The organism is Rhodohalobacter sp., assembly GCF_041686455.1.
Taxonomy (GTDB): Bacteria; Bacteroidota; Rhodothermia; order Balneolales; family Balneolaceae; genus Rhodohalobacter.
This window is the reverse complement of sequence record NZ_JAWLDW010000082.1, coordinates 1-12,287: the sequence shown is the minus strand read 5'-3', so window position 1 is coordinate 12,287 and position 12,287 is coordinate 1. Positions and strand designations below refer to the sequence as shown.

11 protein-coding genes are annotated in these 12,287 nt (G+C 44.7%); 4 read left to right on the top strand and 7 right to left on the bottom strand.

The annotated features are described in order from the left end of the window. The 4 genes from ACESM0_RS09765 to ACESM0_RS09750 form a co-directional block, all read right to left on the bottom strand. Positions 1–470, bottom strand: a 470-nt coding sequence (locus ACESM0_RS09765; protein ID WP_372905989.1) for a porin, incomplete at its 3' end; no start/stop codon positions are given. A 145-nt stretch (positions 471–615) separates the two neighbouring features. After that, the gene (locus ACESM0_RS09760) at positions 616–1,380 is read right to left on the bottom strand and encodes an MIP/aquaporin family protein (protein ID WP_372905988.1); all 765 of its coding nucleotides are present in this window, start codon (positions 1,378–1,380) and stop codon (positions 616–618) included. 79 nt (positions 1,381–1,459) lie between these two features. Next, positions 1,460–2,956, bottom strand: a complete 1,497-nt coding sequence (gene glpK / locus ACESM0_RS09755) for a glycerol kinase GlpK (RefSeq protein ID WP_372905986.1) — start codon at positions 2,954–2,956, stop codon at positions 1,460–1,462. Positions 2,957–2,980: 24 nt separating this feature from the next. Next, positions 2,981–4,570 (bottom strand): glycerol-3-phosphate dehydrogenase/oxidase, encoded by a 1,590-nt coding sequence (locus tag ACESM0_RS09750; protein ID WP_372905984.1) that lies wholly within the window; start codon positions 4,568–4,570, stop codon positions 2,981–2,983. Between the two features lie 232 nt (positions 4,571–4,802). Here ACESM0_RS09750 and ACESM0_RS09745 point away from each other — a divergent pair, with 232 nt between their 5' ends. After that, positions 4,803–5,573, top strand: a complete 771-nt coding sequence (locus ACESM0_RS09745; protein WP_372905982.1) for a DeoR/GlpR family DNA-binding transcription regulator — start codon at positions 4,803–4,805, stop codon at positions 5,571–5,573. 3 nt (positions 5,574–5,576) lie between these two features. Here the strand turns inward: ACESM0_RS09745 and ACESM0_RS09740 are convergent, their stop codons facing one another. Further along, positions 5,577–6,950, bottom strand: coding sequence for a YfcC family protein (locus ACESM0_RS09740; protein ID WP_372905980.1), 1,374 nt, complete (start codon positions 6,948–6,950; stop codon positions 5,577–5,579). Next, positions 6,940–7,068: a hypothetical protein gene (locus ACESM0_RS09735; protein WP_372905978.1), complete on the bottom strand. Its 129-nt coding sequence runs from the start codon at positions 7,066–7,068 to the stop codon at positions 6,940–6,942. Before ACESM0_RS09735 ends, ACESM0_RS09740 begins: the two co-directional genes overlap by 11 nt. A 98-nt stretch (positions 7,069–7,166) precedes the next feature. Between ACESM0_RS09735 and ppdK the strand changes: the two genes are divergently transcribed. Then, positions 7,167–9,809 (top strand): pyruvate, phosphate dikinase, encoded by a 2,643-nt coding sequence (ppdK, locus tag ACESM0_RS09730; protein WP_372905976.1) that lies wholly within the window; start codon positions 7,167–7,169, stop codon positions 9,807–9,809. Positions 9,810–9,952: 143 nt separating this feature from the next. On the opposite strand, the gene ACESM0_RS09725 is transcribed toward ppdK, so the two are convergent. Then, positions 9,953–10,378 (bottom strand): hypothetical protein, encoded by a 426-nt coding sequence (locus tag ACESM0_RS09725; protein WP_372905974.1) that lies wholly within the window; start codon positions 10,376–10,378, stop codon positions 9,953–9,955. Between the two features lie 447 nt (positions 10,379–10,825). Here ACESM0_RS09725 and ACESM0_RS09720 point away from each other — a divergent pair, with 447 nt between their 5' ends. Both ACESM0_RS09720 and ACESM0_RS09715 read left to right on the top strand, forming a co-directional pair. Next, complete coding sequence (locus ACESM0_RS09720; protein ID WP_372905972.1) at positions 10,826–11,812, top strand: M28 family peptidase; 987 nt, start codon at positions 10,826–10,828, stop codon at positions 11,810–11,812. A 194-nt stretch (positions 11,813–12,006) separates the two neighbouring features. Next, on the top strand, positions 12,007–12,287 hold a 281-nt coding region (locus ACESM0_RS09715), incomplete at its 3' end, for a pyridoxamine 5'-phosphate oxidase family protein (protein ID WP_372905970.1).

Genomic DNA, 12,287 nt, shown 5'->3' with positions numbered 1-12,287 from the left:
CGGCCAATGCCCATACCGCTGCCGGCATCACCGATTGAGCTGCTGTTAAAAATACCAAACCCCTTTCCCATATTAACGGTACCAAAATCACCGGATATCTGGATATCTGCAATACGTCCTTCAAACAAGCCATCGTTCTGGATACTGGCACCCTGAAGGTGATGGTTGATTTGAAATATTGCTTTAACGGAAATCCCGTCCATTTCGGGGGCGGAGATGTTAAAGGTGATATTTCCGGGGTTAAATCCCGACATGATCCGGGTTGAAAACTGATCGCTGCCGTCGCTGTTATACGATTCGTGATTAGACAAATTGATGAAGACCGGAAGTTGTCCTGTCACATCAAACTGCCAGTTCTCGTCTGTTTCATAGCTTACATTTTGCGCATGAAGAGGCGAAGAGGTTGCCAAAAAGCCTGTAAAAAGCCCAATGGACAGTAGAGTGGTGAGGTAAAGTTTCTTAAGTTTCATGATATAGTAATCCTGTTAATTGCAATTTCATCAGGCGGTTACCGATCGCAATTGGACAGCCGCACGATGGTTGATAAAGATTAATGGGATGTTGGTGCGGATGATTGGCGTGCATGCCTTTCGTCCGCACTCTTTTTTAACTTGATCAGAGAATCAGGTAAAGTCCTGCGGCTAATGCGGCTCCAATGACTGGCCCAACAATCGGTACCCATGAGTACGCCCAGTCGCTGTCTCGTTTTCCCGGGATGGGAAGAATAGCATGCATAATTCTCGGTCCAAGATCACGTGCAGGATTGATCGCATAGCCTGTGGGGCCGCCCAAAGAAAGTCCTATTCCAAGTACAAGTAAGCCGACGGGGAGTGCTGAGAGTGAACCGAGTCCAAAACCAACCTCCGCTCCATCAATGATAATCGTTTCCAGAAATTCTCCGTTAGCATCGATAAAACCGGGTGTTACAAGGTAAAAGACGCCGAATACCAGCATGAGTGTGCCTATGGCCTCAGTCATTACGTTACTGGGATACTTTCGGATAGCCGGCGCCGTACTGTGACTTGCAAGGATTAAATCGGCATTTTCTTCTTTTGCAAAGTGATCTTTATAGGCCAGCCAAACGAGCAGTGACCCAATGGCAGCTCCAAGAATCTGGGCACCAATGTAGAATGGAACTTGCGCCCAATCGAAAAGTCCGCCAAATGCCAGACCAAGTGTTACGGCAGGGTTAATGTGGGCTCCACTGTATTGACCGACAACATATACTGCGGTAAATACGGCAATTCCCCAACCCCAGGTGATGGTAATCCATCCGCCTCCGTTTCCTTTACTATCTTTTAGAAGCACATTGGCAACTACACCGTTACCAAGCAGCATCAGGATAGCTGTTCCAATAATTTCAGCTATATATGGACTCATAATAAACTTCTCCGTTTAGTTAATCTTAGTTTTAATAGTGTGCAGCAGGCATTTTTTTACCTGCTGCTTTGTGGTTTTCTTATTTATCGTCAGCCCATGCGATGGCCGCTTTTACGGCTCGCTTCCAGCCTTTGGTCAGTTCCTGAACTTTGGTTTGATCCATTTTTGGTTCAAACTTTTTGTCAACCATCCACTGCTGGCGGATCTCCTCAATATCATCCCAGTATCCAACGGCAAGTCCGGCGAGATATGCCGCACCCAATGCCGTTGTTTCGGTGATTTTTGGTCGAATAACCGGTACTTCCAACAGGTCACTCTGGAACTGCATTAAGGTGTTGTTTACAGTTGCACCGCCATCCACCCGAAGTTCTTTGATATCAATGCCTGAGTCGGCATTCATGGCGGTTAGCAGATCGGTTACCTGATAGGCAATGGAATCCTGGGCTGCTCGTGCAATGTGGGCACGGTTGGTTCCACGGGTAATTCCAACCATCGTACCCCGCGCATGCTGATTCCAGTACGGGGCGCCGAGACCTGCAAAAGCGGGCACGAGATAAACACCGTCGGAGTCCTCAACTTTTCCGGCAAAATATTCGATATCCTTACTTTCCTGGATAATGCTCATCTCATCACGCAGCCACTGAACGACGGCGCCGGCAATAAATACGGACCCTTCCAGTGCATACGTAGTTTTGCCATTCACTTTCCAGGCAACGGTGGTAAGCAGGTTATTCTCCGATTTGATCGGCTTATCGCCAATGTTCATCAGCATAAAGCAACCCGTGCCGTATGTGTTTTTCACCATTCCCTTTTCGGTACACATCTGTCCGAACAGTGCAGACTGCTGATCGCCCGCGATCCCCGCGATTGGTACTTTACTCGCGAATAGAGTGGTTTTTGTATTTCCGTATACTTCGCTCGATTGCCTTACCTCCGGCAGCATGCTTTTGGGGATGTCCATCAGCTCAAGAATTTCATCATCCCAATCCATGGTGTTGATGTTGAATAGCAGTGTTCGGGAAGCATTTGTTACATCAGTAATGTGCAGTTCACCCTGCGTAAAATTCCAGATCAGCCACGAGTCGATAGTTCCGAATGCCAGTTCTCCATTTTCTGCTTTTTCTCGGGCTCCCTCAACATTGTCCAGAATCCATTTCACTTTTGTGCCGGAGAAATAGGCATCGATAACGAGTCCGGTTTTATCCTGAATCATCTCAGCATGCCCCTCATCCTTTAGCTGATCACAATAGTCTGATGTACGGCGATCCTGCCAAACAATAGCGTTGTAAACCGGCTGGCCGGACTCTCTGTCCCAAACCACCGTAGTTTCCCGTTGATTGGTGATCCCGATACCTGAAAGCGCTTTTCCGTTAATGCCGGCCGAAGCGACTGCCTCGGCTGCGGTACCCGCCTGAGTTGACCATATTTCCTGAGCGTCATGCTCTACCCAGCCCGGCTTGGGATAAATTTGTCTGAACTCTTTTTGAGCCGTTGATACGATAGCGCCTTGCTTGTTAAAGACGATTGCGCGGGAGCTTGTAGTCCCCTGATCCAGTGATAAGATGTATTGTTCCATGGGTTGTGTAGTTTTGGTTGCTGGTTAAATTGTGTGTGCAGGTTTATACTCTTCCAATAAGTAGCGATTGGCAAGTTCAATGAAAGACTCGGCCTGTTCTTTAGCCCAGGAGTTGTCTTTTTCAAGCTCCTGTTGCATTAAGTTGGCTACTGTTTCGGCCATCTCTATGGCAGCGCGTGCATCTAAAAACAGTACACGTACTCTTCGGGCAAGAAAGTCTTCCACGGTTCGGGCCATTTCGTGTCGTACAGCCCAGATGACCTGAGCTTTTAAATATGGATAATTTTCGTGAATGGGTTTGCTCCAATCCGGATTTTCTTCGAAAAGGGATTCAATTCCTGCTTTGTCGGAGCCGTAAAAGTAGAGTGGATCCCGGAAGTCAACATTTTCCATGAATCCATGAATTTGCATCTCTTCTGTTCGGCTTTCATTTCCTTTCAGTTGACGGACTTTCACAGCTTTATCAACTGTATCTTCTCCCATCTTTCTGAAAGTGGTCCATTTGCCGCCTGTAATGGTAATCAGGCCTGATTCAGAAACGACTATTTTGTGGCTTCTGGAGATCTCTTTTGTTTTATCGGAATCTCCTTTGGGAGCCGCGAGGGGTCGCAAGCCCGCAAACACACTTTTCACATCTTTGCGTGTAGGAGCTTTACTCAGATATTTTTTGGCGGTGGTAAGTATAAATTCAATCTCTTCTTCGAGGGCGGTTGGTTCCAGGCTGTGTTCGTCCAGGGGAGTATCCGTTGTTCCAACTACAACTTTATCGTGCCATGGAACGGCAAACAGAACCCGGCCGTCGTCAGTTTTAGGAATCATAATGGCATCTTTGCCCGGCATAAATTCTTTATCCAAAACAAGATGGACTCCCTGACTGGGACGAATGGTCTTTTTGTGATCGGGCTGATCCATCTCCATGATCTCATCCACAAATACACCGGTTGCATTTATTACCGCTTTCCCTTTGAAAGTGTACTCTTTGCCACTCTCCTTATCAACAGCCTTCACTCCTGTTACTTCTTCACCGTTTTTCAAAAGTCCGTTAACTTCAAAGTAGTTGAATACATCCGCGCTTTGTTCAATGGCTGTTTGGGCTATGTTGATAGCAAGTCGGGAATCGTCGAACTGGCCGTCGTGGTAAACAACTCCGCCTTTTAAACCTTTTTGATTGATGGTCGGAATTCTGGAAATTGTCTCTTTTTTAGAGATTCCTTTCGATTTCCCAAGACTCAGCTTCCCGGATAGCACATCGTACATCTTTAACCCAACAGTGTAAAATAGCTTATTGAAACGCGTATAGTTAGGAATAACAAAAACTTCGTTCTGTACCAGGTGAGGGGCATTCTTTTCAAGTAAACCTCTTTCGCGCAGCGCCTCTCTTACTAAGTCAATATTTCCTTGAGCCAGATACCGTACTCCTCCATGTACAAGCTTGGTACTTCTGCTTGAAGTTCCTTTGGAGAAGTCTGACTGTTCTAATAATAGTGTGCTAAGTCCTCTTGATGCTGAGTCTAACGCCACGCCCAAGCCTGTAGCTCCACCCCCGATGATGATCACATCCCAGACTTTATTAAAATTCTTTTCCAGTTTATGTATTCTTTCTGCTCTGTTCATGGCCGTATGGTTTAGTGACCTTATGTTTCATTATGTTCTGCATATATTATAAATCAAAAGTAAATGAAATACAAACGAAAGTTTAATACTGATGTTTTGGTAGCGTTTCAGAGGTTTCCCGTAATTAGGTGTAAATTATTGGCTAATAATTATTTCATATAGTTTCGAACTAGTTAAAATTTTGTTATAGCGTCTCTCCTTTTGTACTTTAAAACAAAAACAAAACATAAAGATGTCAATTTCAGAACGTCACGAAATAATTTTAAATAAACTGAAAGAGACTGGGAAAGTAAATGTTCAGGAGTTGAGTGATGAACTTTCGGTTTCCGAGGTGACTATTCGAAAGGATTTACGTCTGTTGGAAGACAAGAACTTGTTGTTCAGAACTCATGGCGGCGCAACGCTTTCGAATCCTTACACCAGTGACCGTCCTGTTTCAGAAAAAGCTAAGGTACAGGCACAAGAGAAAGAGGCCATTGCAAAAGAAGCGGTAAAATTAATCGGTGATAAAGATTCTATTATTCTGGCATCGGGAACGACGGTTTCTGCCCTTGCGCGTGAAGTTTATTCTCAAAACAACCTGACTGTTATCACATCCTCTCTGGACGTTTCGCTGACACTGTCAGGTCGCGAAAATATAGATATCACTCAGCTAGGCGGTCAGTTAAGGCCAAGTTCCAACTCAGTTGTTGGTCCATATGCTGAGGACTTTCTAAACAATATTACCTGTGGAATTCTATTTCTTGGTGTTGATGGCGTTGATTTGGAGTATGGATTGACAACTACCAACTTGATGGAGGCCAGCCTGAATCAGAAATTCATCGAAATAGCTCAATACACCGTTGTTCTGGCCGATCATACCAAATTTGGAAAGCGTGGGTTTGGAAGAATATGCACAATCGACAGTATTCAGCACATCATTACAGATTCCGGTACATCACAATCTATTATTCAGGAACTGGAAAAGAAGGGCATTCGGGTGACGGTTGCCGATCTTCTTTAGCGATCAAGAGTATCCAAACATCACCATAGCCACCATACAAATAGCTGCAAATGCGAGCAGTTTGCCAAGCAGCGGAAGACAGAAACGGAACCATCGGTCATAAGGAACTCCGGCCATTCCGAGAATTCCCATCAACACGGCATTGGTTGGGACAATCATGTTGGCAAATCCATCGCCAAACAGGAAAGCCTGAACCGCAATCTGTCGGGAAACTCCGAGCAGGTCACTCAATGGTGCCATCAGCGGCATGGTTACAAAGGCTTGCCCACTGCCAGATGGGACGAAGAGATTCAATATTGTCTGCATAATCATCATCCCAACCGCGGAAAGTTCCGGACCTACGCTGGAGAGAGGAACAGACAGCGCATTTACAATAGTGTGAAGAATTTCACCATCCTCCATGATCAGGGCAATACCGCGTGCAACACCAACCAACAGTGCTGTTTCAGTGAGTTCTTTCGCTCCTTTTACAAATTCCTTAGCCATCAGGCTAGGTCCGATTCTGCCAATAATTGCCGCAACTACACCAAGAATCACAAAAGCAGCTCCCAACTCATTCAGATACCAACCACGGGTCGCAATTCCCCAAACGGCTATTCCCAAAGCGAGGATAAATGAAAATAGAATAGTTATATGCGCAGTTGTGAGTGATGGGTACTCTTTGGGTGATGCGCCCGATTCGGGTGGAGTTATACCGCTCATTAAACTGAGGGAGGGATCGTTTTGAACTTTTCTTGAGTAGCTGTAAACATGATGGGCGCCTATCATTACAAATGGAATTAAAATTCCCATTCTTACCTGCCAACCGGAGTATGTAGGCAGATCCGCCACGCCTTGAGCAACTACAACGGTATACTGGTTAAAAGCTGCAGCACCATAACCAATTCCATATCCGGCCACAATGATTCCAACAGCCGTCATGCTATCCATTTTCATAGTACGGCAGAGCGCGGCAAGAATCAGAACAAAAGGAATGTATTCGGCAGAAGCTCCCATCGCACTGGATGCCAGTGCAAAAACAAAAACGGTTATAAATATGAGGGTTCCGGGCCTTCCGCCTAAATTTTCCAGTAACCTTCCTAAAAGGGCATCAATCGCTCCTGTTTTACGAATAACAGCCAATACACCTCCAATGATAAACAGGAAGAAGATGATGTCTTGTGCAGCACCAAATGCTCTGGGAATTGCAGTAAAAAGAGTTATTGGCCCCAAAAATTCGCCATCTTCGACGGTTTGAAATGTGCCCGGTATCACAACCTCTCGGTCATTTACAATACGAGTATCAAATTGACCCTGGGGTATAATCCAGGTTGCCACTAAAGCTGCTACCATCAGGAAAAAGAGCAGAGTGAGCGTATGCGGCATTTTAAATTTCATGCAGAGCAATATTCAGATTAGTAGTAATTGTCACCCCAAAATAGTCAGGCACAGAGATCAAACCAAAAAGTGTTCTGCTATAGTAGATACGATTGATGTGAAGTTTCACAAAATCCACATAATTATATAATATGTTAGTAGATCGTTTGAAGTTTAAATATCAATCATCTAAAGAGAAGAGCAGAATTTCTATTTAATAACTAATTGGAGACTTTTATGAATAAGGAGACAAAAGGAGCACAAATTTATACGTTTGGTTCGGGGAAAGCAGACGGGGACCGATCCATGAAGGAGTTACTTGGGGGAAAGGGCGCCAATTTGGCTGAAATGTCGAGTATAGGACTACCGGTACCCGCCGGATTTACCATATCTACCGAAGCTTGCCATTACTATTCTACTCACAACGGGGAGTGGCCTAACGGTTTGAAAACTCAGATGAAGGAAGGAGTGAAGTTTATAGAAGAGATTATGGGGACGCATCTCGGCGATTCAGAACACCCTCTACTGTTATCGGTCCGTTCGGGGGCAGCGAAATCTATGCCGGGTATGATGGATACGGTACTTAATTTGGGATTAAATGATAAGAGTGTTGAAGCGCTTTCAAGTCATACAAATAATGAGCGATTTGCTTATGACAGTTACCGAAGATTCATTGATATGTTCGGGTGTGTGGTGATGGGAATACCTCATGAAAAATTTGAGGATGCAATCGAAAAATTGAAAGATAGGAAGGGAGTTGAGGAAGACACGGATCTGGATGCCGACGACTTGAAAGATCTGGTAGAGCGATACAAAGCTGTCTACCGGAAAGCGACTGGTCACATGTTTCCAAATAATCCTTTCGAGCAGTTAAAGTTTGCCATCAACGCGGTATTTAGCTCCTGGGATAGTGACAGAGCCGTAAAGTATCGTAAAATAAATCAAATAGAGGGTTTGCTGGGGACGGCTGTAAACGTACAGGCGATGGTATTCGGTAACATGGGCGATGACTGCGCCACGGGCGTTTGTTTTACCAGAAATCCATCAGACGGAGAAAATAAACTGTATGGCGAGTTTTTGATCAATGCTCAAGGCGAAGATGTGGTTGCAGGGATTCGGACTCCAAAGGATATTAATGAGCTGAAAAATGTAATGCCGGAATCTTTTGATGAGCTCATGGGCTATTCCAAAAAATTGGAAAAGCACTATGGCAATATGCAGGATATTGAGTTTACCATTCAGAAAGGGACGCTCTACATCCTTCAAACCCGAAATGGAAAACGGACCGGTAAAGCAGCCGTTAAAATTGCCGTGAATATGGTTGACGAGGGTAAAATTGATAATCGGAAAGCCGTTAAATCGCTGGTAGAACCCACTCATTTAGATCAGCTTCTTCATCCACAAATTGATGTTGATTCCGTTGATAAAAGTAAAATTTTGGGAACCGGCCTTCCGGCCTCTCCGGGTGCAGCAGTAGGCCGCGTGGTATTCAGTTCAGAAAAAGCTGAAGAGACAGCCTCCGAAGAGAATCCGGTCATTCTGGTAAGAATAGAAACCAGCCCCGAAGATGTGGGAGGAATGTCTGCCGCTGAAGGGATTTTAACCTCTCGCGGAGGCATGACGAGTCACGCAGCTGTTGTAGCAAGAGGATGGGGAAAACCGTGTGTAGCCGGGTGCGGTGATATTGTTATCAACTACAAGAAAAAACAGTTTACAAATGGAGAAAAAACGATAAAAGAGGGCGACTGGATATCGATAGATGGAACACAGGGAACTGTGATTGAAGGAAAGAAAGAGGTCGTAAAACCCGAAATGGATGACGACTACTACACATTTATGAACTGGGTGGATGAATACCGGGATATGGGTGTGAGAACAAATGCAGACAGTCCTGAGGATTCAGCCCGCGCCCGTGAATTCGGGGCAGAGGGAATTGGCCTTTGTCGGACAGAGCATATGTTTTTTGGGGAAGAGCGAATTAAAGCAATGAGGCGTATGATTGTTGCTGAAACAGATGATCAGCGCAGGGATGCATTAATGACTCTGTTGCCGTATCAGAAAAAGGATTTCAAGGAAATTTTTGAAGTGATGGACGGCCTGCCGGTCACAATTCGTTTGCTCGATCCACCTTTGCACGAATTCTTGCCTGATGATAAAGAAGAAATAGCCAAGGTAGCGGATGAACTGGGAATTGAACATCAAAAATTTGCAGAGATCGTAAGGTCGCTCAGTGAATTTAACCCGATGCTGGGCCATCGTGGCTGCCGGCTGGGTATTACATATCCTGAAATTACAGAAATGCAGACTCGCGCAATCCTAGAAGCAGCAGTAGAGCTAAAATCTGAAGGTAAAGAAGTGTTTCCGGAAATTATGGTTCCGCTGATTGGAACAGCTCAGGAGTTTCACAGCCAGAAACTGGTGATAGATGAAGTGGCCGAAGAGGTCTTTGAAGACATGGGAGAATCAGTAGAGTATAAGGTAGGAACTATGATTGAAATACCGAGAGCTACATTGGTGGCCGAAAAGATTGCCAAGGAAGCTGAATTCTTCTCATTCGGTACGAATGATCTAACTCAGATGACATTTGGCTATAGCCGGGATGATGCGGGGAAATTTCTGAAGGTTTACCTGGATGAAGGTATTCTGCAAAATGATCCATTTCAGGTTTTGGACATCGAAGGTGTGGGACAGCTGGTTGAGCTTGCCACGAAAAAAGGCCGCGAACAGAATAAAAACCTGAAGGTTGGAATTTGCGGTGAGCATGGCGGGGAACCGAAAAGTGTGGCTTTCTGCTACAAACAGGGGCTGAACTACGTTTCCTGTTCTCCATTCAGGGTTCCGGTGGCCCGGCTTGCAGCGGCTCAAGCGGCACTGGAATAATTTAAAAACCAATCGACGGCCACTTTTAAAGTGGCTGTCGAATTTTATATTTCTCCCCTATTCGGCGGTCTTTTTTTGTGTGACCTCCGAACTTTATTAACGTATTCTCAAAATGAAGTTTTAAAAAGAATCAAAAGCAGTTACTACTGATTACTAATCCGGTACCGGATAATATCTTCCAGCGGAATGTCCTCTCCGTTCTCTTCTTGGAGGCTTTCAATGAGTGAGGTTGTTACACCGATCCGCTGCATCCGAATGAGCTGCTCCATAGTAACATCACGATAGCCCAAATCATGAATATTACTGGTATAAAAAGCAGTTACTCCGGCGCGTCTGAGATTAACAATATCTTCTATCGTAGGCTCGTAACCCAGTTCCAGCATCATGGCGATAAACGCTGATGAGGCATCAGCCTGAGTCAAGCTTACGGCCTCATCAAGTGTTAATTCCGTAAAATCAAGTGCCCGGATATTTGAAATATAGGTAGCTGTTACATCTTTGCTTCGGAGGTCGCGGAGTTCCTCATTATTTAATCCGATGTAGCCCATCTCTACCATTCTGTCGTTCATTCGATTTAGCAGATCATCACTCGGTTGATTGACGGATACGGTTTGGAAAATGGAGGGAAAGGGATTGAAGGAAATGTTGGTTACACCTCTTACCAGAAAAAATCCAACGACTAAAAAGACCGCAATGGCAAAATAATTTCTTTTGGGCCTGGGTAACTCCGGATCTTCTTTTATTCTGGATGATTGCTTTTCTGCCCGCTCAAGATAATCATCCAGAGAATCGGGTTCTGAATTTCACAGATTGTTTTTAAGGTTATATCTGTCTGTACTCATACCGATTGCAGTTCGTGAAGTGGGCGTCCAGTATCAACTAAATCATCAATTATTGCTCTAAGACGATTAAATCTACGGTTATTGTAATATTTAGTTACAAGACCAATCTCCTTCTTAATATTAGTGAAAATACGCTATTTTCTTCTATCAATATTTTTTAAAACAATCAAAATTATGAATAAGTCATACCAAACGTTACGCTATTTTCTTCCGGTTTTAATATTGGTATTTTTCGGGTCTTGTAGTCAGGTAGAAGAGCAGTCCGAACCATTTAATGCCGTTGACTCAGAACAGATTTTGTCAGATCTGGAATACCTGGCATCTGATGAACTTCAAGGACGTAAAACCAATACCGAAGGCAACCGGTTGGCACAGGATCACATTGAAGAGAGATTTCAAAATCTTGGATTGAAGATGTTTGGCGACAGCTATCGCCATCTATTTGATCACTCAAGCCCGAGATCCGAAGAGGAATTTGTTGATGCCGTGAACCTGATTGGCTATGTGGAAGGCAGTACAAATCCGGATCGCTACATCGTAGTTGTGGCTCATTACGATCACCTGGGAATGGAGGATGGCGAAATTTATAATGGTACAGATGATAACGCCTCCGGTACCGGCGGTTTGATGGCGGCCGCACGCTATTTCACTAATGTTCAGCCGGAAAACAGCATCATGTTTATAGCACTGGATGCCGAAGAGCAGGGACTTGGAGGCGCACGGCACTTTGTAGATAACCCGGTGATTCCGCTCGATCAACTCGTGATGAATGTGAACATGGATATGATCAGCAACAACTTTGAAAACGAACTCTATGCGGTTGGAACCTACCACTACCCTTTTTTGAAACCGGTGATTGAACAATCTACTGCCGATGCCCCTATTAATGTACTGTTTGGTTATGATTCGGATGAGTGGCCGCAAGACTGGACGATGGCTTCGGATCATGGGCCATTTCACGCAAAAGGAATACCTTTTATCTACTTTGGAGTGGAAGATCATCCTCACTACCACGCGCCAACGGATACCTACGAAAATACAAATCCGGAATTTTATCTGAACGCAGTGGAAACCATTATCGGTGTGCTTGAGGATCTTGATACACAACTGGATGTGGTTGTTGAAGCTTCGGAAGAGGTGGAAGCTGAACCTGCAGAATAACTCACTTACGATATGTTTAGCATGAAGTCGAAATAAGAAAATAGTCCTTAAGTTGACAAATTCTCCCCTAGTAAGGGGAGAGAAAGAGGGGTGTAAAAGGATAAATCATTTTTGTGCTGAAATATCATCATCCTCCTAACTCTCCTTTTGAAAAGGTGGGTTTCATATTCTAACTTTAATCCAGAACTCAAGCCATGTTCAGTTTTTTCAAAAGATGGATTCCAGGCAGAGATGAGGTGTCAAAACCGAAGACCGCTGCTCGTCAGGCCGTGGAGATGTTGCGGCGCGAGTATGCCGGTGAGCCATTTCTGGAAGAACATGTCAGTGATGATCCGATCGAGCAGTTCACAGGTTGGTTTGAAGAAGCCGTCGATAAAATTAAAACAGATCCCAATGCAATGATTCTGGCCACGGCTGATCAGGATGGAAAACCATCGAGCCGAACCGTATTGTTGAAAGGATATAATGAGAAAGG

Bases quoted from the DNA above. Each gene is read 5' to 3' on its own strand.
- ACESM0_RS09760 (WP_372905988.1), bottom strand. From the start codon at position 1,380: ATGAGTCCATATATAGCTGAAATTATTGGAACAGCTATCCTGATGCTG.
- glpK (WP_372905986.1), bottom strand. From the start codon at position 2,956: ATGGAACAATACATCTTATCACTGGATCAGGGGACTACAAGCTCCCGC.
- ACESM0_RS09750 (WP_372905984.1), bottom strand. From the start codon at position 4,570: ATGAACAGAGCAGAAAGAATACATAAACTGGAAAAGAATTTTAATAAA.
- ACESM0_RS09745 (WP_372905982.1), top strand. From the start codon at position 4,803: ATGTCAATTTCAGAACGTCACGAAATAATTTTAAATAAACTGAAAGAG.
- ACESM0_RS09740 (WP_372905980.1), bottom strand. From the start codon at position 6,950: ATGAAATTTAAAATGCCGCATACGCTCACTCTGCTCTTTTTCCTGATG.
- ppdK (WP_372905976.1), top strand. From the start codon at position 7,167: ATGAATAAGGAGACAAAAGGAGCACAAATTTATACGTTTGGTTCGGGG.
- ACESM0_RS09725 (WP_372905974.1), bottom strand. From the start codon at position 10,378: ATGAACGACAGAATGGTAGAGATGGGCTACATCGGATTAAATAATGAG.
- ACESM0_RS09720 (WP_372905972.1), top strand. From the start codon at position 10,826: ATGAATAAGTCATACCAAACGTTACGCTATTTTCTTCCGGTTTTAATA.